Annotated in this window: 21 protein-coding genes and 1 pseudogene; 10 read left to right on the forward strand and 12 right to left on the reverse strand. The window is 39.7% G+C overall.

What is annotated here, in order from left to right:
* Positions 1 to 71: 71 nt before the first annotated feature.
* From GOP56_RS05425 to GOP56_RS05445, 5 genes are all read left to right on the forward strand, one after another.
* Positions 72 to 1,646, forward strand: a complete 1,575-nt coding sequence (locus GOP56_RS05425; protein WP_163244826.1) for an FAD-dependent oxidoreductase — start codon at positions 72 to 74, stop codon at positions 1,644 to 1,646.
* A gap of 492 nt (positions 1,647 to 2,138) precedes the next feature.
* Positions 2,139 to 2,720 carry an SMI1/KNR4 family protein gene (locus GOP56_RS05430; RefSeq protein ID WP_003339562.1) on the forward strand — a complete coding sequence of 194 codons (582 nt, stop codon included), beginning with the start codon at positions 2,139 to 2,141 and terminating at the stop codon, positions 2,718 to 2,720.
* A 78-nt stretch (positions 2,721 to 2,798) separates the two neighbouring features.
* Positions 2,799 to 3,203, forward strand: coding sequence for a VOC family protein (locus tag GOP56_RS05435; RefSeq protein WP_003339564.1), 405 nt, complete (start codon positions 2,799 to 2,801; stop codon positions 3,201 to 3,203).
* A 252-nt stretch (positions 3,204 to 3,455) separates the two neighbouring features.
* Positions 3,456 to 3,977, forward strand: coding sequence for a peptide deformylase (gene def, locus GOP56_RS05440; RefSeq protein ID WP_003336293.1), 522 nt, complete (start codon positions 3,456 to 3,458; stop codon positions 3,975 to 3,977).
* Between the two features lie 45 nt (positions 3,978 to 4,022).
* Positions 4,023 to 4,232, forward strand: a complete 210-nt coding sequence (locus tag GOP56_RS05445) for a DUF2905 domain-containing protein (RefSeq protein WP_003336292.1) — start codon at positions 4,023 to 4,025, stop codon at positions 4,230 to 4,232.
* 91 nt (positions 4,233 to 4,323) lie between these two features.
* Here the strand turns inward: GOP56_RS05445 and GOP56_RS05450 are convergent, their stop codons facing one another.
* Entirely contained in the window at positions 4,324 to 5,664 is a 1,341-nt protein-coding gene (locus GOP56_RS05450; protein ID WP_163244828.1) for a globin-coupled sensor protein, read from the reverse strand.
* A 235-nt stretch (positions 5,665 to 5,899) separates the two neighbouring features.
* Positions 5,900 to 7,345, reverse strand: coding sequence for an alkaline phosphatase family protein (locus GOP56_RS05455; protein WP_163244831.1), 1,446 nt, complete (start codon positions 7,343 to 7,345; stop codon positions 5,900 to 5,902).
* A 412-nt stretch (positions 7,346 to 7,757) separates the two neighbouring features.
* Between GOP56_RS05455 and GOP56_RS24345 the strand changes: the two are divergent.
* Both GOP56_RS24345 and GOP56_RS24350 read left to right on the forward strand, forming a co-directional pair.
* Positions 7,758 to 7,865: pseudogene (locus GOP56_RS24345) on the forward strand (branched-chain amino acid transport system II carrier protein); the annotation flags it as partial.
* Positions 7,841 to 8,041: a tyrosine-type recombinase/integrase gene (locus tag GOP56_RS24350; RefSeq protein WP_163244834.1), complete on the forward strand. Its 201-nt coding sequence runs from the start codon at positions 7,841 to 7,843 to the stop codon at positions 8,039 to 8,041. The pseudogene GOP56_RS24345 and the gene GOP56_RS24350, both read left to right, overlap by 25 nt.
* A 155-nt stretch (positions 8,042 to 8,196) precedes the next feature.
* Here GOP56_RS24350 and GOP56_RS05470 read toward each other — a convergent pair whose 3' ends face one another.
* Entirely contained in the window at positions 8,197 to 9,075 is an 879-nt protein-coding gene (locus GOP56_RS05470) for a thiopeptide-type bacteriocin biosynthesis protein (RefSeq protein WP_163244837.1), read from the reverse strand.
* 176 nt (positions 9,076 to 9,251) lie between these two features.
* Positions 9,252 to 11,798, reverse strand: coding sequence for a winged helix-turn-helix domain-containing protein (locus tag GOP56_RS05475; protein WP_163244839.1), 2,547 nt, complete (start codon positions 11,796 to 11,798; stop codon positions 9,252 to 9,254).
* Between the two features lie 376 nt (positions 11,799 to 12,174).
* On the opposite strand from GOP56_RS05475, the gene GOP56_RS05480 reads away from it, so the two are divergent.
* Positions 12,175 to 12,795, forward strand: coding sequence for a pyridoxamine 5'-phosphate oxidase family protein (locus tag GOP56_RS05480; RefSeq protein ID WP_163244841.1), 621 nt, complete (start codon positions 12,175 to 12,177; stop codon positions 12,793 to 12,795).
* A 137-nt stretch (positions 12,796 to 12,932) separates the two neighbouring features.
* On the opposite strand, the gene GOP56_RS05485 is transcribed toward GOP56_RS05480, so the two are convergent.
* From GOP56_RS05485 to GOP56_RS05505, 5 genes are all read right to left on the reverse strand, one after another.
* Positions 12,933 to 13,175 (reverse strand): hypothetical protein, encoded by a 243-nt coding sequence (locus tag GOP56_RS05485; RefSeq protein WP_003339580.1) that lies wholly within the window; start codon positions 13,173 to 13,175, stop codon positions 12,933 to 12,935.
* A gap of 501 nt (positions 13,176 to 13,676) precedes the next feature.
* Positions 13,677 to 14,006: an antibiotic biosynthesis monooxygenase family protein gene (locus tag GOP56_RS05490; protein WP_003339582.1), complete on the reverse strand. Its 330-nt coding sequence runs from the start codon at positions 14,004 to 14,006 to the stop codon at positions 13,677 to 13,679.
* Positions 14,007 to 14,370: 364 nt separating this feature from the next.
* The gene (locus tag GOP56_RS05495) at positions 14,371 to 15,753 is read right to left on the reverse strand and encodes a glycine--tRNA ligase (protein WP_003336280.1); all 1,383 of its coding nucleotides are present in this window, start codon (positions 15,751 to 15,753) and stop codon (positions 14,371 to 14,373) included.
* A gap of 381 nt (positions 15,754 to 16,134) precedes the next feature.
* A complete protein-coding gene (locus GOP56_RS05500) occupies positions 16,135 to 17,463 on the reverse strand; it encodes a hemolysin family protein (protein ID WP_163244844.1) in 1,329 nt (442 codons plus the stop codon).
* Positions 17,464 to 17,522: 59 nt separating this feature from the next.
* Positions 17,523 to 17,921 (reverse strand): MerR family transcriptional regulator, encoded by a 399-nt coding sequence (locus tag GOP56_RS05505; protein WP_233882471.1) that lies wholly within the window; start codon positions 17,919 to 17,921, stop codon positions 17,523 to 17,525.
* Between the two features lie 313 nt (positions 17,922 to 18,234).
* On the opposite strand from GOP56_RS05505, the gene GOP56_RS05510 reads away from it, so the two are divergent.
* Complete coding sequence (locus tag GOP56_RS05510) at positions 18,235 to 19,116, forward strand: YitT family protein (protein ID WP_003339588.1); 882 nt, start codon at positions 18,235 to 18,237, stop codon at positions 19,114 to 19,116.
* Positions 19,117 to 19,228: 112 nt separating this feature from the next.
* On the opposite strand, the gene GOP56_RS05515 is transcribed toward GOP56_RS05510, so the two are convergent.
* On the reverse strand, positions 19,229 to 20,500 hold the full coding sequence (locus GOP56_RS05515; RefSeq protein WP_163244846.1) for an APC family permease: 1,272 nt from the start codon (positions 20,498 to 20,500) through the stop codon (positions 19,229 to 19,231).
* A gap of 106 nt (positions 20,501 to 20,606) precedes the next feature.
* On the opposite strand from GOP56_RS05515, the gene GOP56_RS05520 reads away from it, so the two are divergent.
* Positions 20,607 to 21,488 carry a LysR family transcriptional regulator gene (locus tag GOP56_RS05520; RefSeq protein ID WP_003336275.1) on the forward strand — a complete coding sequence of 294 codons (882 nt, stop codon included), beginning with the start codon at positions 20,607 to 20,609 and terminating at the stop codon, positions 21,486 to 21,488.
* Positions 21,489 to 21,578: 90 nt separating this feature from the next.
* On the opposite strand, the gene GOP56_RS05525 is transcribed toward GOP56_RS05520, so the two are convergent.
* Together GOP56_RS05525 and GOP56_RS05530 are read right to left on the reverse strand one after the other, a co-directional pair.
* A complete protein-coding gene (locus GOP56_RS05525; RefSeq protein WP_003336274.1) occupies positions 21,579 to 21,812 on the reverse strand; it encodes a hypothetical protein in 234 nt (77 codons plus the stop codon).
* Positions 21,813 to 21,923: 111 nt separating this feature from the next.
* Positions 21,924 to 22,787 carry a M15 family metallopeptidase gene (locus tag GOP56_RS05530; protein WP_163244848.1) on the reverse strand — a complete coding sequence of 288 codons (864 nt, stop codon included), beginning with the start codon at positions 22,785 to 22,787 and terminating at the stop codon, positions 21,924 to 21,926.
* Positions 22,788 to 22,967 lie beyond the last annotated feature (180 nt).

Consider the following 22,967-nt stretch of genomic DNA (forward strand, 5'->3'; position numbering starts at 1 on the left):
CATTTACCTTTTTCTGTGTTAAAACCAATATATACCCTGTTTTTTCATATACACTAAAGGAGGTCGTTTAGATGCATAAGGAATTAGAAACAGAGGTTGCCATTATCGGTGGCGGTGTAGGTGGATTTGCAGCAGCTTTAGGCGCCGCACGGCTTGGAAAAAAAGTAATACTTACAGAGGAAACAGATTGGATTGGCGGGCAATTTACTAGTCAGGCCGTACCACCTGATGAGCATCGTTGGATTGAGCAGTTTGGTTGCACCCAAACCTATCGTCAATTTCGTAATCAAGTTCGGGACTACTACCGTTTGCACTTCCCATTGACGACAGAAGCACGTTTAAAATACAATCTTGATCCGGGTAATGGTAGTGTTAGTCGACTATGTGCTGACCCCCGCGTCTATTTGTCCGTAATGGAAGAAATGCTAGTACCTTATGTGCATAGTGGACTAGTTACGATTTTAACTCGCTTTAAACCGATTTCAGTTGAAACACACGGTGATACCGTTAATTCTGTTACGCTTTCCCAATGTGACAACGAGAATACCCTGACGATAAAAGCCCCCTATTTCCTAGATGCTACAGAATGTGGTGATCTTTTACCTATGGCTAATGTCGAATATGTCACTGGGGCTGAGTCTCAATACGAAACGGGTGAGCCTCATGCTATAGACGGGGATGCAAGACCCTTTGACATTCAGGCCTCGACATATGTGTTTGCGATGGACTATGTGGAAGGAGAAAATCACGTTATAGATAAACCAGCAGACTACGAGTTTTGGCGGAATTACAAGCCTGACTTTTGGCCAGCTCGTCAGCTAAGCTTTACGGCAGCCGACCCCAGAACATTACAGCCAATTGAATACTCCTTGTTCCCTGATTCACAAAAATTTTCTTTATATACGTATCGAAGAATCATTGATCAATTAAATTTTGTTCCCGGTACTTTTTCTACAGATATTACCCTAGTAAACTGGCCACAAAACGATTATTGGCTGGCCCCTATTTATGACCTTCCAGAAGAAGCGGTCTCGAAGCATTTAAATCAGGCAAAGCAGTTAAGCTTGTCGTTATTGTACTGGATGCAAACAGAGGCACCTCGACCAGATGGAAAGGAAGGATATCCTGGATTACGATTACGTCCAGATGTGATGGGAACAATGGATGGATTAGCTAAGTACCCATACATTCGAGAATCTCGCCGCATTAAAGCAGCATTTACTGTTCTGGAGCAGCATGTGAGCGCAGAATGGAGAGGTGACGAGGGCGCCGAGCGTTTCCTTGATACAATTGGCATTGGCAGCTATCGCATTGACTTGCATCCAACCACGGAAGGTACAAATTATATAGATGTAGCCTCCTTGCCATTTCAAATCCCATTGGGTGCGCTCATCCCTATTCGTGTAAATAATCTTTTGCCTGCTTGCAAAAATATTGGGACCACTCACATCACGAACGGTTGTTATCGACTACATCCTGTTGAATGGAATATTGGAGAGTCAGCAGGAATGCTAGCCGCTTTTTGTGTTGAAAAAGGATTTCAGCCTAGAGAAGTGTGGGAGGATACTGCCAAGCTTGCTGATTATCAACAATTGCTCACCAAGCAGGGAGTAGAGCTGTACTGGCCTAAGCTCTCAGCTGTTTAAGCATTTTCGCGTTCAACCACCGGTCCAAAATTACATTCCATTTCGAAATAAAGCTCGGCTATTAGTCAGCACAAGCCCCTATTCACTCATCACTCAGGGAATTGTTTGCTACACTAGCCGAGTTTTTTAATAGATCGGTGTCCCCTATTACACAAGCTATTTACTAATCAGAATATAAGAAACGTCCTGATCGTACTCTGTTTAAAGCCACAGAATCTGCAACACTAAAGTTGATGATCCTTTTCAAAGTCGTACATCAATCAGCAACGAGAATGTTAGCAAAATACTCATGGAACCCTTACTCAATCCATCAAAATAGGATTACAAACACTAAACAAATTACGCTCTTTTTAAACCAGCGTATCTTCAAGTATAATTAGTGGGTATTACATATCCTCGTATGAAAGCTAGATAATGATACGATTCGAAAAACCACGTCCTACCTGTCAATCCTGCAACCGTAATATTATATACAGAGGTGGAATGAGCCCAATGAAAACACGAATTGAAGAGCTTGAACGATTGTTATCGAGTAAGGTCGGCGAAGATGTACAGGAGGAATATAACAATTATCTCTCTTTACAGGGTGCTTCCGAAGAAAACCTGCAGGAGATAGAAACGCTCTTTGATATCAAGCTCCCTGAAGATTTCAAAGAATTTTATCGCTATAAGAATGGGAGTGGTTATCATTTTCATATTCTATATCCTGAATATAGCGAAGGCTGTATTGAGCCCTTTTATCTATACTCTCTTGACGAAATGATAGAAACAAAAGAATATTTCTGCAAAGAGGATGAACTCCTCAGTGAATATTATGATGAGCAAGAGATTTCCGAATTAGATGCTAGAATTAAACCTTATCTATTCAACAAGAAATGGTTCCCCTTCGCTCAATTAGCAGGTGGCAGTCTATATCTTATGCTAGATTATGATCCAGCCCCGGACGGAAGAGCTGGGCAGATTATCGCGTATGTTCATGACCCAGATTTTATTTATTACATTGCCTCGTCCTTTACTGAGCTATTATCAGAATCAAATACGAATTTACAGGATTGGGAAGAGATTGACTACTAAGATTGATTTGTTACATAAGGAGCGATGGTCACGTTTTAAGCTCACTTGCAAAACAACATCTAGTTATAGGAGAATGTTATGAGTCGAAAATATGTTCATCATATTTGTATCCAAACCAATACGTATAAAGAGTCCCTGCGGTTTTATCAAGAAGCTTTAGGATTTGAGCTGATTCAGGAAACACCTCATTTTCACCAACGTGATTTTAATACCTGGTTAAGACTAGATTCCTTCTATATCGAGCTCCAAACTGGGAAAACGGGAGAATTACTTGATCCTCCTAACGCCAATACCCAAGGACTTGTACATCTGTGTTTATGGGTAGAAAATTTGGATGCAGAGCTTCAAAGAATGAAGCATTTAGGTTATCGCCTTAAAATGAAGGATGGACAGGAAATCTATACAGTTGAAAATGGGCGATTACTGAAATTGCTCGCTCCTGAAGGGACAATTGTTGAGCTTAGAGATAATCAAGGGATCTAAAAAATAAACAAGAGGCTGTCCTTCCCATGTAGACAGTCCCTTGTTTATTTTCTGTATTAGCCTTTATAGGCTTCGCATAGCATCTTTAATTAGGTAAATTACCTATCAACAATAGTAACCCTTTCCCTAACAAGCTAATAAAACGTATAATATGAATAAATACATAAATTTACAGCCCTTTTGTAAAACAAGTACTGTAAGCCCTGAAAAAAACAATATAAGAAGACCGAAATGGAAGGATTGATTTTTAACATGGCTGAATTGATGATTCGAAAACTGGGTGATCCTGTGCTGCGCAAGGTATGTAAGCCGATTACCAGTATCACAGATCGTGAACAAAAATTATTACAAAATTTAATCGATACTCTATATGCTGACCCTGGTCGAGCAGGCTTGGCTGCGCCACAAGTGGGCTATTTGAAACGAATAGCAGTCCTAGACTGTGGTGACGGATTAGTTGAATTAATTAATCCAGAAATGATTTCTCAATCGGGAGAAACCTTTGAATATGAAGCTTGCCTCTCCCTGCCTGGAATGTATGGAGCTGTGAAGCGAGCTGAATCAATCGTAGTAAAAACATTAAATCGTCAGGGTGAAGAGCAAATCATCGAGGCTTCCGGACATAAAGCACGTTGTATTCAGCACGAAATGGACCACTTGGATGGAATATTGTACATTGATCATGTAAAAAATGGGCATCTTTTTCAAGAGAAAACAAAAAAACCAGTGGACGTGTATCAAATGATTCAGCTTTCTAAGCAAAACGCTTTGTAATTGGGAATAATTCCGAATCGTTATGGTGCAAATAAAGGAGTACATATGGGGAAAACCTTAGTCGTGATTGGTGTTGTCTTGATTGTAGTTGGCTTACTCTGGCAAGTTGGGGGCCGCTTTCTGAATCTAGGGCGGTTACCGGGTGACATCGTAGTAGAAAAGGAGAACTTTCGTTTTTATTTTCCTGTAGTTACATGCATTATTATTAGCGTTGTGCTATCACTAATCATGTATGTCATTCGTTTTTTTAAATAAATGATCGTAAATCTTCGGCAAGTTACCAATGAAGTTTGGCATTGTGTAACTTGCCTGTTTTATTATATGTCGTCTTTGTCAGATTAAAGCGCTATCTGTTGCCTTGTTGCTCTAATGCTTCTTGTAACTGATTTAATGATTGGGCTGATTCAGAAACTTTATGGGTTGAATTCCCTATCATTTCGACATCTTCAATGAATTGTGCCATTTTCGCAGTAGCTCGGTCAATCTCGGTTATACTTGTTTGCATGGAAATTACAATTTGATTAAGTGCTGCTTCGGTTTGATCTGACTCTTTCTGTCCCTTGTTTACTAGGAGTTGGATGTGACGGATGGAGGAGACTACTTCTTGCATAAATTGACTCGATTGGGCAATAAGTGAAGATACATCTTGAACGGATTGTCTAGTTTGTTCGGAAAGTTTACGTACCTCTTGTGAGACGACAGAAAAGCCACGTCCATGCTCTCCAGCTCTAGCTGCTTCAATCGCTGAATTTAACGCAAGTAGATTTGTCTGTTCTGCAATTTGTTGTACAAGATTTACAATTTTTTGAATTTCATTCGATGAGTGATTAAGCTTTTCAATCAACTCTTCCATATCAATCATACCATTATTGATATCTCGAATACGTGACTCCAATTCTTTCATTCGTTGCTGTCCTTCACTCGCTAATTGAAGGGTTTCTTTAGATTTGTCTGCACTATGCTGAACCGCTATATTCATATCTTGACCGCTAGAAATCAACTGTTCTACAGAAGTAGTGGTTTGCTGGCTTAATGAGGCAAGCATAAGGCTTATATCCGCCATTTTGGTTTGAATTTGCTCCCGTCCCCGATACTCTTGCTCACGTCGCTTATTTTCTTTTTCATACGCTTCAATGACAACCTGCTGCTCAAAATTAAACATCTTTGAAATAACACTACTTGCTTCTAATAATTGCTTTTTATCTATAATTTGCTCAAAAATAATTCGCAATACATGCTCTTGAACGTTTTGAAACGCTGCAATATACCATTTTGGTTCCAAACCAATACGTACATGTACCTCTGCCACTTTGAAACGTTTTTGTAAAAACACATCATCTATATGACCATCAAACATATCCATCAAATGTAATTCCAGACTTTTTGCGAGACGCTCTACTGTACTATGCTTGGTCAATATTTGCTTAAGGTGAGGGACACTGAGAATTGTTTTATAAAAGGTTTTGGCAATCTCATGGATATGCGTGGCAATCATTGGTTGCAATGCTTTCGCTATCTTTAAATCCTCTTGGCTTAGTCGAATCATATTCATCTGAGTTTCAATTTCAGAGTGCTTTATATTCATGCTGACTTGGCTACTTGCAATCTGTTTTTTAAACATTTTTGTTTGTGGAGATTCTTCGATCTTTGTGCGAAACCAACTCGAAAACAAAAAGCTTTTTCCCATATTATGTTATCACCTTTGTTAATATATTTTTGATAAATAAATCAAACAATCACAAACCATCACAATTATACAAACCTTATACAACATTGTAAATCATTGACCAGTCCCTATTCGTTAAAAGCCTGTGAATTATTTTTGATAGGAAATATTTATTTGTTTTACAAATCTAAAAAGCCCCTATAGTTTCCTACAGAGGTTTTATGTTAAGGAAGATATTCATTGTATTTCGTACCATTTATAAGTCCATATGTCTGACAAGTTTCTCTAGGAAAGGCAGCGCTTCTGACACCTTATTCAATTTAGGCATAGGCACGTTATAATACGAAGAAAGGCCTTTGATCATCCCATATTGTAAATCATTTAAAGGAAGCTCAGAAGTAAAAGTCTCAATGGCATAAATTGGCCCCAGCACAGGACAATCCTTTCTTGGCTCTTTTCTGGTTAATACTTGGCTAATATCAACAGCAGCTCTATCTCTCTCTGTTAAGTTTCCTAACCCCCAACGGTTTGTAATCGTCTTAATAATAGAGGTATGGTCAAGTGGTACATCATGTTCCACGCCGCCTAGTATTCTCTTCGCTCGAAAAACAGTTCCCTTTTCAATATAGGGAGAAATAAGTAATGTACAAACTCTTACTCCCAAGCGGTCAAAGGTAAATCCTTTTTCTCCTGGCTTTTGGTTGATCGTGGGAGGAACAGCTTTTGGAGGAGCAACATGATCATAACCCCCCCCGTGTTCGTCATACGTAACAATCAAGAGTGTTCGATCCCACCTCTTACCTTCTCTTACTGCCTGATAAACTTCCGATATAAGATTTTCCCCAAGTAAGACGTTATGAGGGGGATGCTGATCATTCGCATCTAGTAAAAACCTAGGTTCTATAAAAGAATACGATGGAAGCTTCCCTTCTTTCGCATCTTTTTTAAACTGCTTCATGTACGAAAAATGACTTTTCCGATAACGTGAAAGCCTTGGAAAATGAATTAACAACGTTAAGGACACCATATCAAGCTTATCGTAATACACTCTCCATGTGAGATCTTTCCTATTCTGTGCAAGTATACGATCAAAAATGGTCTCAGCATGATTTCCCAAGAGCCATTTTTCATAAGGAGTATTATTTACCCAACCACTAGAGGAAGCAGCATGTAGAAAAGAGCGATTCGTCCACGTTTGGCTAGGAACAGAACAAAACCATTGGTCACAAATCGCAAATTCGTTAGCAAGTCTGCTTAACACGGGTAACATCGTAGGAGTGTATCCCGCCATCACCTGACGATATAGTCTTTCATCTACTGGCTTGTTTTTTTCTCGTAGTACATGAATATAGTCCGTAACAAAACCGTCCATTGTCGCTGATTGTGGTAAAGATGCAGTCTTAGAAGATAATGGTTTGCCATAAAGCTGGAAGAAAACATGTTCAAAACTTTCCCCTGGATCTATCTCAGGGGTAGTATATGATCCGGCTTTTCCCACCGGTACCTTTTTGTGATCTGCCCCTGTTTCTCCAACTGAAATCGGATTAGATAAATTTTTCCCAGCCAGTCCTTCAAAGGGTTGATTTCGAGGTACTTTATTAAAGGGAGCTGGATTTTGAGGATCATATAGTCTTCCAGCCATGGAATCAAAAGAACGATTTTCCAACATCAGTACCACAATATGATCAATTTTACCCAACATTTTTTTATCCTCCCGAATTTAAAAGAATGGCAATAAAGTCACCATTCCTCCTTATTAGGAAAAACATTCCCTTTTTGCGGTCCAGCTTAATACCATACAGCCTAAACAACCTAATTGTTCCTTGAAATGTTATAAAATCATTTATCGAAAAACAGACACGTAGAAATCTAGTAGCTTGTTCCTGTAAAAAAGCTCATACGAATAGCAGTAGCACTTAAAATAATCTCTACAAAGTCGGGATTTGGAGCCAATATAAGGAGATATAGAAAGTCACGCAAATGCTCCTCAAAACTATACACATTTAGAAAATGCCGAAAATTGTATTGTTAAGTTGCATGATATGACAGAAACCTCTTAAAAATGACTCAAAAAAACGAAACTATCCGTCTCCACGTTACCAAATTTTGGTGCTTTATTTGGTAAACCTGGCGTAATATTACTAGGTCTTGTATTTTCTTTGGCATGCTTAACTACATCGGTTGGACTTATTACTTCATGCAGTCAATACTTTACAACCCTGGATTAACTCCACATGGGTTACGGCATAGTTTTGCTTCCAAGTATATTGAAAACCAAGACTCTACTCTCCCCCCACTACAAACTCAACTTGGGCATAGTGCAATAACTACAACTCAAACATATACCCACACATCAGAAGAGCAACAAAAAGCTTCGATTGATTGTGTAACAAGATAGAATTAAAAAGGAGCTAGTAAGATTACTAGCTCTATTAACTTAATAATTATTATGTAAAGTTTGAAGAGAGAGCTTTCCTTGGCAAATCAAAACAAGCCTCCTGCTCACTTGTGATTAGTAATAAACAGGAGGCTTGTTCAATGTTGAAAAGCTCGTCATGATTTCCCAACTGCAGTGAGTAATGCACCTAGATATGCTTCCTCCATAGGCCATATACCCAAACGATTATTCATCATATGAATATAATGGAAGGCAAAATGAGAAGCTGGTAAACGTATTTGCTTCGAGCCTCTAATCTGTTCAAACACATCCTTCAGGTGAAATCGATAATCATCCATCATTTCAGCTATAGATTCGTTTTGTTTATAGTTTTGTAGGCTCCTTTGCAAGGATTCTATTCTTTTTGTAGCGGCGTTTTGGAAACTTTCTTTATAATGAACTCCCTCAGGATAATCGGCACCGCTCCAGAAATGTAGGATGCGATTCCATAGCTCTTTTTGTTCCGAGGTAGTTAATTTTGCTTGTTTGGCTGTCTCATCCATTAGTAACAACGCTAAATGAAATCGGTCGATAACCTCATTTCTTTCTGCTTGAAGTCCTGCTAAAGCCAGTCGGCTTGAAGACTCGAAGCATATCTCTGAGAGCGATACCCCTAATGTACCGCCGTATTTTTCATATTCTGGCTCGTACTCTTCTCGTCTTACAGCACTCTCCCTCTCTGATTCATTCTTATTATTCCTCATAGGGAGTAAACGGCGAATCTGGGGTGCAGAACTCGACAAGATCGTATCCATGAGCGTGTGGATTCGACTTTCTAATTTTTCTGCATACAGATCTTCTGCGGCATTATCTACTTGAAAACGAAGTCTTACATGGTACCCCTCGAAATCAACATAACGAATAAAAAACCATCGATGGACACTTTGACAAGCGGTAAGCTCACGAAACGTATCACCGACAATCTTCGTGACGACTTCATCTAAATAAGCCTCTTTTCCCGGATACACACTGTAATAAATCCATTTCTTGCTCATGAGAACCTCCTTCTTTCTCATATTTGAGAAAAATCACACTTTATCAAAGACACAAACTCACTTGCACAAATTTCTCCTCTTTCATTTTCGAGCCAATGCTCTGTGATACCGAATAAAAAAAACCTATCTTCCCCCATATGGGGGAAAGCAGGGTGGAAAAATGGTAATTTTTGCATTTAATCTAAAAAACCCTGTTCTTTCGCAACTGACGCTGCTTGTACCCTATTAGATACATCTAGCTTTCTAAAAATGTTATTTATATGAGTTTTAACCGTTTCTTTTGAAATGCACAACTCCTTGGCTATTTCTACATTGGTAAGACCTGTGCTCAAAATACGTAGAATAGCCGTTTCTTGCTTGGTAAGTATGTTCTCCTTCTCGTTAAGGGGGATTGTCTCTTTAAACTGTTGTAATAATGTCTCCAGGTAGGTAAGGGATAGGGGGGCATTTGAGCTACTGAGAGATTTTTTTCTCATCGTTACGTAACGTTGCAATAATTGTAATATAGGCTTACCTTCATCCAAAATCATTCGAATACATCCCTCTTTTTCTACCTCAACAAGCACATCTTCCAACAAATGAAAGGCCTTTTTCATTTTACCGATTTGGAACATTACCCTAGCATGTGTAAGCGTGACGGTCATTCTTTGCGTTTGCCGCAATTCACTCACAATCATTAGTACCTTTCTAAGCAAGCGTAACGCCTGTGTTGTTTTTCCTTTCGCTAGGAAACATTTGAGCAATCCAAGGTAATCCATGACAAGTTGTGGATGTATATCGTCGTCGGCACTTATCTGTACTAGTTGCATATACTCATTCGCTTTCCTTGCATCTTCCTGTTCTAACCAAATCATCGCCATTTGGCTGTACACCTTTCTAATCACATTCGGATGGTCAATCGCTGCCTTTTCTATGGATTCCTGTAGGATATCGATTGCTGCTTCACAGCGTCCTTCTGCCAGATGTATCTTCGCTTGTATGAGAGAAGAATAGATGAAGAGTTTTAACATATGGAAACGATTCGCATATTCATACCCTTTATTTACGTATACTTGGGCTTCATCTAGTTCATTGCACTTATACTTCATATCCGCCCAATATGTATACAAAGTCCCTAGATGTGGAGTCTCTTTGCAATACGCTGATCTCTCTTCAATTTCAATGAACCGGGATATAAAATCCATTACTTCTTTTAGTGAATCATTTGGACTAGCCGTCACCTTTATCTCTCGATCATCGTATAATATACCTAAAAACTCAAATGCACGTTGATCAAAACGCTCTATCTTCTCTTCTACTAGTTGCAAAAATTTGTCTGCCTCTCCCTTGAACAGTGAAACTAATCCTCTGCATCCTAATAGTTGAAATTCGTACTCGTTTATATTTTCTCTTGAAAGTGTACACTTTATTGTTTGATAGTGCTTGGAGACATTCTCCAAATACTTATCTGCTTTCTGTACGCCTTCCTGTTCTATGATAAGAGACGTGCTGATGAGATGTAGACTCGACCTATCTAGTAGATACCTTTCTGGCAATTCCTTAATCCATCCGGCCAGTAAGTGATATCGGCCTTGATACAATAAAGGCATCAATTCCTCGATAAGCCGGGACGCATCGAGAAAATGTTCTCCTGCTAGATAATAATCTACCGCTTCCTCAAAGGAATTGGACTTTTCCATCCACCTCCCTGCTGCTTGATAAATCTCAGAGGCCTTTTCTGGATACTTATATGCGAAATGATTTCTCAAAAATTCAGAGAATAACATGTGAAATCTATACCAGGAACGATTGTCATCAAGCGGAGTAATAAAGAGGTTCATTTTCTCTAGCTTTTCCAGAATGCTTTGACTGTCTGAACGTCCCGTTATCGTATCACAGAGGCTACTGTTCATATTTTTCAATAAAGATATTTGCAATAAAAACAATTGCAATTCATCGGGTAAAAGTTGAAACACTTCATTAAATAGGAAGTCAGAAATGTCTCGATGTAAGCCATTAATTTGATGTATCCTTTTTGAAAAATCGATTTTCTCTGTCATTGAGAGAGCTATGAGATTCATTCCCCCAATCCAGCCTTCTGTTTTACTTACAAGAATCTCTATTTCCTGATCCGTTAAGTGAAGATTCGCACATTCATGAAAAAACACCCTAGTTTCTTCTTTTTTAAATTGCAAATCATGTACGCCTAGCTGTAAAATATGACCTCTTGCCCGCCATTTCACGATTGGCAGCGGAGGCTCGGTTCTAGCTGTGATGAGTACGTGGACATGGTGAGGGAGATATTCTATCAGCCATGTAAGTGACTCCAAAATATCATTTCGATAAATCAAATGGAGGTCATCAAGAACAAATACCACTGTCTTTTTTACGAGCTGCATGTGCTCAATTAAAGTTTTGATTAGTGAAAACGAATCTTGATATCCTTTATCTAAAATGTGAGAACATTTCTCAGTTAAACCTGGAAGCACTACTTCCAATGACGCGATCAGATGGCTCCAAAAACGAATATATTCATTGTCTTGCGTATCTAACGAAAGCCATCCTACACACTTTAGATTTTCTTTAATCCACAAACCTACTGACGTCGTTTTTCCATAGCATGCTGGTGCGACAATTAGTGTGATTGGGAGCGATAATGCTTGGTCCAATCTTCTAAAGAGCTCCTTTCGTGAAACGAAGGCCGATGTTGTTCTTGGTACAAGTAGCTTAGTGCCAATTACCATTTTCTAACCCTCCATCCATTTGTAACTTAATAGGTGTCAACTTTAACAATTACCATCAATATTATATTTTAGTATATTTATCCATTTATTCCCATATATAACAATCATATATATGAATCCTATACATTTGTTCTTTTTCTCCATACAGCAGTTACTTCTTCCTCCAAAATGAACGATGCGGACGCACTTGTGGTCGTTGTCTAATCCTAAAACCGCTTCAATAATTTCAACGAGGCTCTGCCATTCCAATCCACTTGTTCTTTTACGCCAACCACGCCAAAATATTTAAAATATGATATGATTGATACTGCTTATAAAATTTAGCGAACATTATAATAATAATTTGCAACTATTTTCAAAAGAGGTGTCTGATTAAATGAAATCCTTTCAACATACTATCGGATCTGAAGAAGAACTGCTTACAATGATTGGTACACCAAGTCCTCTAGCCAAAAACAAGGTTATTCCGTTCATAGATGCGCATTGCCGTTCCTTCTTAGCGAAAGCACCTTTTCTCGTTTTATCTACAAGCAATAAAGAGGGGCTTTGTGACGCATCTCCACGTGGAGACCATCCTGGCTTTGTGCATGTACTAGATGACCACCATCTTCTCATACCTGAGCGCCCTGGCAATCGTCGAGTAGATTCACTGCGAAATATTTTATCTAATCCATACGTAGGCTTGCTTTTTGTCATTCCAGGACTTGAAGAAACATTACGTATTAACGGAAAAGCCCAGATCATTGCAGATCAGGAGCTGCTCGAACCATTGCAAGTGCAAAAACGAGTACCTCAATTGGGAATTGCGGTAGAGGTAATGGAATGCTTTGTTCATTGTGCTAAAGCTTTTAAACGTTCTGGCCTCTGGCAACCAACTAGCTGGCTACCTCAGGAAAACCTCCCCAAACCAGCGGTCATGTTGGCCGAGCATGCAAAATTTTCCCCGGAAGATGTAGCTGACTTATTACATGATAGCTACACCAAACGCTTATATTAAACCCTCGTGAAAAGAGCTGGTTTCACAACCCTTTTCCAACGTAATAAGGCTGCCGGAATGTATCCGACAGCCTTTGGGAGCTCACTTATTCACTTTTCTGCATTAGATTGTCCAATTCACATGCATGTAAGATACTTCTATGTTCCACTATTGTTGCTCTTGTTTTTCTTCGATTTCATTTTCAATTTTTGCTTTACATCTTTATAGGTGGCATCATCCATTTTTTTCAATAGTTTATGATGTTCACTTACGTCCTGAATACTTGCCTCAACGGTTTGTGTGCGAAGATCTTTGCGTACCAAAACCGTAGAGAACCAGAAGCCGATCATAGCCATCGATAATAAAACAGGTCCAGTAAAATATGAAATTTCATAAGACATGCTCTTCGCTCCTTCCTTGGTTTTGTGATCTCTCCCTCGCTGTTTTTTATTCTACTAGAAAAATAAAGAAATAATATGGAAAACTAATAGAAAAATCATCACATTTTTATTATATTCTACCGCACAAAAATCTCTTTCGTATGCGTAGCAAGTAGCTATTTCTTATACCTGAAAAAAGCTGATTGCTTCGCTAGATTCTGTTTTTTCAATGACGAACTACCCTATTAGCCTAAAATCAATTTGACCTTTTGCTCGGTTTACTCTGATATTTTGCATACGATGCGATCTTTTTTCCGTTTCATCTTCTGTGTTAATAATAGGAAATTAATCCTTTTATCTATTAATATGGTAGCATATCTGCCTATAAGTTTATAGCGATATACCTTAAGACTCACTTAATTTTTCCTAAAAATTACCTTAAATAGTATATTTAGGTGCAGAATCACAAGTTAAACAACATGAAAAAAGACGCTATATGAGCGCCTCTTTTCAACATCCTAATTATGATTGTACGATGGCAGATTTACTAGACTTTACGTCATATACACCATGGGATGAACTTACGATATGATCAGGTTTTGGTTTCCCACGGCTTTGGCGATGTCCTTCCAGATGAGCTTCACTGGTTTCCCATCTTTTCCAAGCCTCTTCTGATTCCCAGCGAATTAACACGATAACTTCCTCATCATGTCCCTTACGAGTTCGTTTTACTAGTACGCTTAAATCGATAAAACCCTCAATCTTTTCGATTTCGCCTTCCCCAGTAAAATGCTTCACGACTAAATCTGAAGTACCCTCTTTTACAATAATCGTTTTTGTTTCGATAAACATAAAATAACACTCCCCTATTATGTATCGTAATAGCAGTTATTTCTATACTATTTAGACTCATTCTCTCTTCATTTTAGTTGATAAAGATTATCATAGTCAATTGTTGAATCCTGTAAATTGTAAAACAGATATTAGGTTTTAGATTATTGTCGAAAAAATATAGGCAGGACGTAAAAAAGCAAACAATCTCCGAGTATCTTGTTAACCTGCTATCGTATAAGCTCCGCATGAAAAAGCCGTTCTCTCCACACTGTAGTGAGAACGGCTTTTTGTAGCAGTAAAAGGTTTGATAAAGAAATGTTTTTTGAATAGAACTCAAGCTCTTACAGAGCCATTTATCATATGATGCTACAATTGTACAAGCTTAAAAAGAAATTTTAGCTTCAATGAAGGCTTTCAAATCTGCAATCGCTACACGTGTTTGTTCCATTGTATCACGATCACGTACCGTTACCATGCCATCCTGCTCGGACTCGAAGTCATACGTAATGCAAAGTGGTGTTCCAATCTCGTCATGACGGCGATAACGTTTACCAATAGAACCTGACTCATCATAATCTACCACAAAATCCTTGGACAAGTCTGCAAACACTTTCATAGCTGGTTCAGACAATTTTTTGGACAATGGGAAAATAGCCGCTTTATACGGCGCTAACGCTGGGTGGAAACGTAAAACGGTACGGCTATCCCCACCTTCAAGTTCCTGCTCCTCAAACGCATCGATCAAGAATGATAGCGTTACACGATCTGCACCAAGAGATGGCTCAATGCAATACGGTACAAAGCGTTCATTTGTTTCAGGATCAAGATATGAGAAATCTTCCCCAGAATGCTCCATATGCTGCTTCAAATCGAAATCTGTACGGTTCGCAATACCCCAAAGCTCTCCCCAGCCAAACGGGAATTTATATTCAATATCGCTAGTGCCTTTACTGTAATGGGATAATTCATCCTCATTGTGATCGCGAAGACGAACATTCTCTTCTGTTATTCCTAACGACAACAACCATTGGAAGCAGTAGTTGCGCCAAAACTCGAACCATTTCATATCCTCGCCAGGTTTGCAGAAGAATTCAAGCTCCATTTGTTCAAATTCACGTGTACGGAAGGTAAAATTACCTGGTGTAATTTCATTACGGAAGCTTTTACCGATCTGTCCAATCCCAAACGGCATCTTCTTACGCATCGTACGTTGGACATTTTTAAAGTTCACGAAGATACCTTGTGCAGTTTCGGGACGCAGGAAGATTTCATTCGTACTAGATTCTGTCACACCCTGGAATGTTTTAAACATCAGGTTGAACTGACGAATATCCGTGAAGTCTTGGCTGCCGCAATCCGGGCAAGTAATGCTATGTTCTGAGATAAGCTCTTGCATTTTTTCAAAAGGAAGACCATCAACAACTAGCTCGATGTTTTTTTCTGCAAGTTTATCTTCAATCAGCTTATCCGCTCGATGACGTGCCTTACATTTTTTACAATCGATCATTGGGTCGTTGAAATTGCCCACGTGACCAGATGCAACCCATGTTTTTGGATTCATCAAGATCGCCGCGTCAATACCAACATTGTACGGAGATTCTTGAATGAATTTTTTCCACCAAGCCTTTTTAATGTTGTTCTTTAACTCGATACCAAGCGGACCGTAATCCCACGTATTCGCAAGACCTCCATAAATTTCAGATCCTGGAAATACAAATCCTCTGTGTTTAGCAAGAGCGACGATTTTGTCCATGGTTACACTCATTCTCTAAAACTCCTTTTTATCCAAATAAGTATTGAAAAGCTCTCGCCCCTTTTAAAAAATACGGGATGAGAGCCTATGCTTCACTTAACAGTCAACAGCAAAACGATGCTCTTGACCAATGTGTATGTATGACCTGCTCGGTTTGCGCTTACCCTGTAAGATAAGGCACCAGAAGTTTAGCCTACATAAACTCTTAGGTATTGTAAACCATGTATTACATGTTACATGGTTTACGTCCAAAATTCAATTGAGAGTTCATATAAATCCCAGATAATCTTTGCAATGCTTTTTAGGATAATGATTAGAAGGCATTTCCGGAATAAACGAATCCAGAAATGCCTTCTTTGCATGTTATACTTTTTTGGCTAATTCACAGGTAGATTATTCCTTCTCAACGCAATCTTCTTTTTCTGGCTGAGCAGCAGGCTTAATCTCCACACGTTTGATGTGATTAACATCCTTTTCCAATATGCGGAACTCGTAGCCCTCGTATACAATTGGGTCGTTTTTACGTAGATCGGGATTTTGCATAAGCATCCAGCCCGCGATCGTATCTACATCTTCATCATCCATGTACAGATCAAACATCTCATTTACTTCACTGATCAGCACTTTTCCATCAATAATTTTATGGTTTAATCCCACCTCTTGAATGCGTGGGCGTTCATCCTCATCATATTCATCACGGACTTCACCGATTATTTCTTCAATGATATCCTCCAATGTAACCAACCCAGCAGTGCCTCCATATTCGTCATACAAAATAGCCATTTGAATGCGTTTCTTTTGCATTTGAACTAAGAGGTCATGGATTGCTATCGTCTCAATTACTTTTAAGACAGGACGAGTAAATTCTTTCAAGCTGGTGATCTGTAGCTCACTCTCACCCAAGCTATGAATGAAGAAATCTTTAACGTTTACAATCCCGACTACATCATCCTTATCCTCGCCAAAAACTGGGTAACGTGTATATTGTTCCGATTTTAAGGTTTTGATGTGCTCTTTTATCGGGTCATCTAGATAGAGACCAACCATTTCGGTGCGCGGTACCATGATTTCTTTAGCAATCCGGTTATCGAATTCAAAAATATTGTTCACATATTTAAATTCAGTTTGATTGATTTCACCGCTATGGTAGCTTTCTGATAAGATCAGTCGCAGCTCTTCTTCTGTGTGAGCCATTTCGTGCTCGGAGGCTGGTTTTAACCCGAACACCCCAGTAAGAAAGCGTGCGGAACCGTTCAAAGCCCAGATAAACGGATACATCACTTTATAAAAATAAATTAATGGTTTTGAAAATAACAGAGTCACTCGCTCTGCCTTTTGAATAGCAAAGGTTTTAGGAGCCAATTCTCCTACTACCACATGCAAATATGTCATGGTTCCAAATGCAATAATAAAAGAAAGGGTATTGGCCACTCCACCTGAAATATTCATGCTTTCAAAAAGTGGCTGTAGCATATGATGTACAGTAGGTTCGCCTAGCCATCCCAAACCCATCGCTGTAATCGTTATTCCCAACTGACATGCTGACAAATACTCATCCAAGTTGGTAATTACTTTCTTTGCGGCTAATGCACCTGGTTTCTTTTCCGCGACTAATTGATCAATGCGACTGGTACGAATCTTGACTATCGCAAATTCTACCGCCACGAAAAATCCAGTAAAGGCAATTAAAATAAACACCATGACTAAATTAAATATCTCCAACCAGTTACCTTAATCCATCGCTGAATTAAGGTGTTCACCTCCATCGAGTCGTTCTCTCTCTAATTTTTTTCCTGCTTGTAAGGCAAAAGTAGCAATAAAGAGTGTAAAAGCGTGGTTCCTTGTACCGACAGTTTTTGTCGAACTTCATGTTGCTCCTCTTCCGACAGAGAATTAATCTGGCTTATCAGCAAACTCATCTCCTGCTCGAGCTGTTGCATACGTTGATTAACATCCTTAGTCAATGCCAACAGTTGTTCAGCATTGGGAGCCTCCCGTTTATTCCTTACCAATTCCTTTATTTCACAGAGCGGCATGTGTAATGACTTGCATTGTTCAATCATCTGCAAAATTTCCAAATCACACTCATCATAATAACGATAATTGGAAGAAGACCGCTTCGGTTGCAAAAGCCCCAAGTTCGTGTAGTAATCCACAGTCCGTTTTGAAATGTTTGCCAAAACAGCCAATTCTCCTATCCGATACACTGTCCCATCACTTTCCCTCCTTTCTGCTACTAATGATGTCATATCAAAAGCGTACAGTCAAACGTGATGGTTGTCGAATTTGGAGAAAAAGGAGCATTTTTAGCCTATATGCGAATGTTACCAGCCTGACAGACATTGTTGCTCTCTGTCACGCAAGCTCTCACAAAAAATTCATATCATTGCCTTGTTAAAACTCTCAATCGTTATTGAATCTTGGCATAGCTTTAGGTAAAATCATACGAGTATTACAAACTAGAAAAAATAATGGAGAACGAGACGAAACGACATGAGTACTGCTGACATTCCTGAGAAAACAAAACGCTTTTTTTATCATCCTGTTTGGTGTGTTTGTCGTGATCTACTAGGCATTTTAATCGGTTGTGCAGTATTTGCCTTTGGAGCCAATACGCTAATTGCCGCCCATCAGCTTTTACCTGGTGGTTTAACCGGAATCTGTACGCTTCTATTTCGACTGACAGGGATGAGTGTTGGTACTTTATATTTTGTACTAAACATTCCCTTATTGATTCTCGGTTATCTTAAAATCGGCAAGAAATTTATTTGCTATACCATTTACGCAGTTATTTGTATCTCAATCTTTCTCAATGTGATTCCACAAAAGCAATTATGGACCCACAATATTTTACTGGGTGCCGTTTTTGGTGGGCTAATTGCAAGTATGGGAACAGGTTTTATCCTTCGCGTAGGTGGCTCAACTGGCGGAACGGACATTTTAGGCAGAATCGCTGTGAAGTATTTTCAAATCCCGATGGGCGTTTTTGGACTGTGTATAAATGCACTAATCGTGATAGCTTCCTCCTATTTTGGTAATCCGGAGTTAGGGATGTACACCATCATTTCTATGTACATTGGATCTCGTACAGTTGATTTGGTTCTCAATCATATCGATCGGATCACAGTTACTATTATTTCCAAAAAAGGAGACGAAGTAGCTGAAGCGATCACAAAATCAGTTGTCCGACGCGGTGTGACGATTTGGAATGCGAGCGGTGCCTATACTCATCAGGACAAACAGGTACTAATGTGCGTTATTGTAAAACACCAATGGTCGGAAACCAAAAAGATAGTGCTTACCACTGATCCAGAAGCTTTTATCACAGTGGCACCAATTAAACGTATTGTAGGTAACTTTAAAGAGACTTGGTAACCTTTCTTCCTTCATTAGATCTATAGGTACATACTATAGTAAGACCCACGAAGCACTGGCATTCGTGGGTCTTTTTGCTGAGAGAAAGAATCCTTAAGCATCTGACGATGTTTTATGCAGATTTGCCCTGCTTTTTATCAAAGAAAAGCACTAATAGAAAAATACATATAGGGTACAAGCCACCCCACCCCAGAAAAGGATATAAGCACAGGGTGACCACTAGAGAAATCCATGCAGAGACATGTCCCATTTTGTTGCCGCGCAAAAGCTTGATTCCAGCAAGACACCCGCCTAGATATGTAGCCATAAAGGTAGCATTCGGTATCTGAATTAGCTTCTCTAGTGAGATCGCTCCACTTGCGAGTAACAGTAGCGTTAGTACAAATCCACCACTAAGAAAAAGCAGTCCCCCTAACGGAGCTTGTGTACATGAATGCAAGGTACCCATCCAGGCAGGAGCACTTTTTTCCTTAGCTAACGCAAAAGCTATTCGGGCGGCTGCATTTACATAAGCATTGGCAGTAGCTAGACAAATAAATAGAGCGGTAATCGCAACGACCCAGCCCCCCACTTGACCAAATGTTAACTGAACCATCGTGCTGAGTGAAGCTTTGATACCTGTACCATAGCTAGAGGTGGCGATCGTCATGATCGCTACACCTACATACAGCAGAGCTATTAGAGCGGAGCTAATCATGACCCCCTTCATGGCATTTTTCTTTGGATCAATAAACTCTTCTGATAGGTGAGTTACTGCTTCCCACCCAATAAAACACCAGAACAATAAGCTAGCCGATTGAAAAATAGAAAGCCAGCCATGAGGAACAAATGGTGTGAAGGCCTCAATCTTAGCGTGTGGTACAGCAGAAGCAATGGCTACTACTAACATGGCCAGAATAAAGGAAACCACAATCGTCTGTAAACGTCCTGTCACCTGCATCCCCAAAAAGCTCATGCCTACAACAACAGCGATTATTAGGCCTGCCATTAGATATACACGGCTATGCTCCCAGCCTAGCAATGTGGTTACATAGGTAGCACCGGTTACTGCCAAAATTGGTGCGCCAATGGGAACTGACAATAAGAAGAACCAACCAACTAAATTGCCAAAGCGATGACCATAAACGAGTCTGACAAAATGAGAAACGCCCCCGGCGCTAGGATATATGGCTGATAAGAGTCCCATCGTGATCGCCATTGGTATCATGACCAATGACATCGTTATCCAAGATAGTAAAGACGCGGGCCCAGCCATTTCAGCAGCTATTCCAGGAATTAGCAGGATTCCTGAACCAAGCACTGCTCCAATGTATAAAGCCACAATTTGAGGTAAGGTCAACGTCTTCTGTAAGGTTTGAGCTGTTAGACTTTGCGTTGTCATCATGAGTCCCCCTGAAATTAGTTGACCTCACTTTACCATATACTTTTCTATCGGTGTTATCTATAATATTTGATAAATTCAATCGATAATTTTGATGGGAAGGGAAAATATGGACATCTATTATCTTCGAACCTTTCGCGAGGTGGCCAGACAGCAAAGCTTTACACGAGCCGCAGAGATACTAGGCTACGCCCAATCAAGCGTCACAACTCAAATCCAACGGCTGGAAGAAGAGTTTCAAACCAGTTTATTTGAACGCTATGGTCGAAAAATTAAATTAACAGACAGTGGTGAAGAGCTCCTACATTATTCTTCACAGATTTTAGCTCTCTTAGATGAGGTAAAAGAAAATTTATCCGAGCAAACCCAGTTAACTGGCTTGCTAACGATTGGTACAGTCGAGTCATTAGCGGCATTTTATTTGCCTCCTCATCTACAAGCCCTTCGTCGGATGCATCCACGTCTAAAGCTGTTTCTACAGCCAGGAATTTGCCGTGATCTGGTTCAGGGTATCAAAAATGGCACTTATGATATTGCAATCATCATGGACAGACAGCATAATGATCCCGATTTGATCTGTCATGTCTTAACAGAAGAACAGCTTGTCCTAATTGGCAATCCCCATCATCCCTTAGCCTCTCTAGAACAAATCAGCGTTCATGATCTTGAAGGGGAAACCATGATAGTGACTGAAGAGGGCTGTAGCTACCGAGATATGTTAGAAAGAGTAATTCAACAGAACGGTGTCAAAACGGAGCTATCCTACGAATTTGGCAGCTTAGAAGCTATCAAGCAATGTGTTTCGTATGGTTTAGGGGTCTCGATTTTGCCAAAGCTTGCAGTGATTGAGGAAGTAAAGCAAGGAAAGCTCAGCATCCTTCCCTTTACCCATCCAGATATCCGAGTATTTCGTCAAATTGTATATCATCGTAAAAAACGTATTTCTAAAGCCTTCCAGTGTTTTTTAGATTTATTGGAGGGCAATCGATAATCCTTTTGAGTACATCTTTCAGGCTTTCGATAAAAAAGGCGAGTGTGCCTTCTTTTGTGCACACTCGCCTTTTTTGACTTAGAATACAAATCACCTTTTATCGGATTGAATGTTTCCACGAGTAGACTTTTTCATGGAAGCATTTTTTGGTTTTCTTATCTTTTTTTGAATGTTTGATTGTGTTTTCTCAGGTGTTTGTATGGTCACAACTTCTTTGCTTTTGGTTTGCATGCTGCTTGTCATTTCTTCTGCCCAAACCGGACTTATGGACAGCATGCTCGCTGTTAAAAAGCTAGCCGTGATCGATTGTAACTTCATATTCATGTAACTCACTCCTTACATAGGGGGCACTCCCCTATCTAGTAAGACGAGTAACAATCCAAAAGGGTCACATTTTTACCCAACAAAACGTAAAAAAATATTTCATTGATGAGTTTATGCAGTTGGAGTATTTGAATATTCTTCAAGTGTTATACCTTTATCGTGAATCTCACCTGCTGCTTCTTTCCCAACATAACGCAGATGCCACGGCTCATATTGATAGCCCGTGATGGCTTCTTTGCCTTTTGGATAGCGAATAATAAATCCATATTCGTGCGCATGATCAGCTAACCAGGCGGCCTCAGGAGTACCCTCAAAACAGTCCTCTGCCGCACATTTTCCTGTGCTTCCGGAAACATCAATGGCAAGTCCAGTTTCATGTTCGCTGTGACCTGGCTCTGCGCTGTACTTCTTGGCCGCTTCTTCCCCATCCTTTTTCACATAACGATTAAATAGGTTTGTTTGAGTTGTATGCGAACGATATGCGGATACGCCCGCAAGCATGATGCCTTCCTGCTTCGCACCAGCAAACAATTGCTGAAGCGCATCTGCTGCTTCCTGACGCATCATACGCTTTTCAATTTTTTCTTGAAACAAAAAAGGAACATCCGGATAGACGAGATCTTGAGGTTTATAGCTGTCTGGTAGCTTATACTGTTTATTAACTAGTACCTGTATACTCTCTGGAGACACTGCTTGTGCTTTGTTTCCTGACTTTACTGTTGTCCCTTCCGATGAGGTAGCCGGTGCTGAAGTATTTCCTGAGGATGCCCCTTCAGTCTCATTTCCGGTACTTTCCTTCTGATCTGTCAATGGTTCAGTTGGCTGACTTGGCTGCGTTCCCTTAGTCTCAGCCGTTTGTGCATTTTCTGAGCCTGTAGATGGTGTTTTATTCGGTGTTCCCTGACACCCAGCAACCAAAGAAGCAGATAGTGCAACGAGCATTGCTGTAGCTGAAATAGTACGTACACTTTTCATAAATTCCTTTTATCCTCCTCTTTCCAATCACAAGGCTTTTCCAACTGCTTCATGAGGAAAAAATTTTGTACAACGTTAGTGACGATCCTGATAAGGAAAGGGTTTCCTTATTGCATAAAAAAGGCGACTAAATAAAACACGCTGACCAACCTGATCAACATACTATAGAAGCACCTACAG

The organism is Brevibacillus sp. 7WMA2, assembly GCF_010748895.1.
GTDB classification, from domain to species: Bacteria; Bacillota; Bacilli; order Brevibacillales; family Brevibacillaceae; genus Brevibacillus_B; species Brevibacillus_B halotolerans.

Bases quoted from the DNA above. Each gene is read 5' to 3' on its own strand.
- GOP56_RS05470 (WP_163244837.1), bottom strand. From the start codon at position 9,075: ATGAGCAAGAAATGGATTTATTACAGTGTGTATCCGGGAAAAGAGGCT.
- GOP56_RS05490 (WP_003339582.1), bottom strand. From the start codon at position 14,006: ATGTTTATCGAAACAAAAACGATTATTGTAAAAGAGGGTACTTCAGAT.
- GOP56_RS05480 (WP_163244841.1), top strand. From the start codon at position 12,175: ATGAAATCCTTTCAACATACTATCGGATCTGAAGAAGAACTGCTTACA.
- GOP56_RS05510 (WP_003339588.1), top strand. From the start codon at position 18,235: ATGAGTACTGCTGACATTCCTGAGAAAACAAAACGCTTTTTTTATCAT.
- GOP56_RS05525 (WP_003336274.1), bottom strand. From the start codon at position 21,812: ATGAATATGAAGTTACAATCGATCACGGCTAGCTTTTTAACAGCGAGC.
- GOP56_RS05485 (WP_003339580.1), bottom strand. From the start codon at position 13,175: ATGTCTTATGAAATTTCATATTTTACTGGACCTGTTTTATTATCGATG.
- GOP56_RS05435 (WP_003339564.1), top strand. From the start codon at position 2,799: ATGAGTCGAAAATATGTTCATCATATTTGTATCCAAACCAATACGTAT.
- GOP56_RS05520 (WP_003336275.1), top strand. From the start codon at position 20,607: ATGGACATCTATTATCTTCGAACCTTTCGCGAGGTGGCCAGACAGCAA.
- GOP56_RS05530 (WP_163244848.1), bottom strand. From the start codon at position 22,787: ATGAAAAGTGTACGTACTATTTCAGCTACAGCAATGCTCGTTGCACTA.
- GOP56_RS05495 (WP_003336280.1), bottom strand. From the start codon at position 15,753: ATGAGTGTAACCATGGACAAAATCGTCGCTCTTGCTAAACACAGAGGA.
- GOP56_RS24350 (WP_163244834.1), top strand. From the start codon at position 7,841: ATGCAGTCAATACTTTACAACCCTGGATTAACTCCACATGGGTTACGG.
- GOP56_RS05455 (WP_163244831.1), bottom strand. From the start codon at position 7,345: ATGTTGGGTAAAATTGATCATATTGTGGTACTGATGTTGGAAAATCGT.
- GOP56_RS05475 (WP_163244839.1), bottom strand. From the start codon at position 11,798: ATGGTAATTGGCACTAAGCTACTTGTACCAAGAACAACATCGGCCTTC.
- GOP56_RS05445 (WP_003336292.1), top strand. From the start codon at position 4,023: ATGGGGAAAACCTTAGTCGTGATTGGTGTTGTCTTGATTGTAGTTGGC.
- GOP56_RS05515 (WP_163244846.1), bottom strand. From the start codon at position 20,500: ATGATGACAACGCAAAGTCTAACAGCTCAAACCTTACAGAAGACGTTG.
- GOP56_RS05450 (WP_163244828.1), bottom strand. From the start codon at position 5,664: ATGGGAAAAAGCTTTTTGTTTTCGAGTTGGTTTCGCACAAAGATCGAA.
- GOP56_RS05430 (WP_003339562.1), top strand. From the start codon at position 2,139: ATGAAAACACGAATTGAAGAGCTTGAACGATTGTTATCGAGTAAGGTC.
- GOP56_RS05425 (WP_163244826.1), top strand. From the start codon at position 72: ATGCATAAGGAATTAGAAACAGAGGTTGCCATTATCGGTGGCGGTGTA.
- def (WP_003336293.1), top strand. From the start codon at position 3,456: ATGGCTGAATTGATGATTCGAAAACTGGGTGATCCTGTGCTGCGCAAG.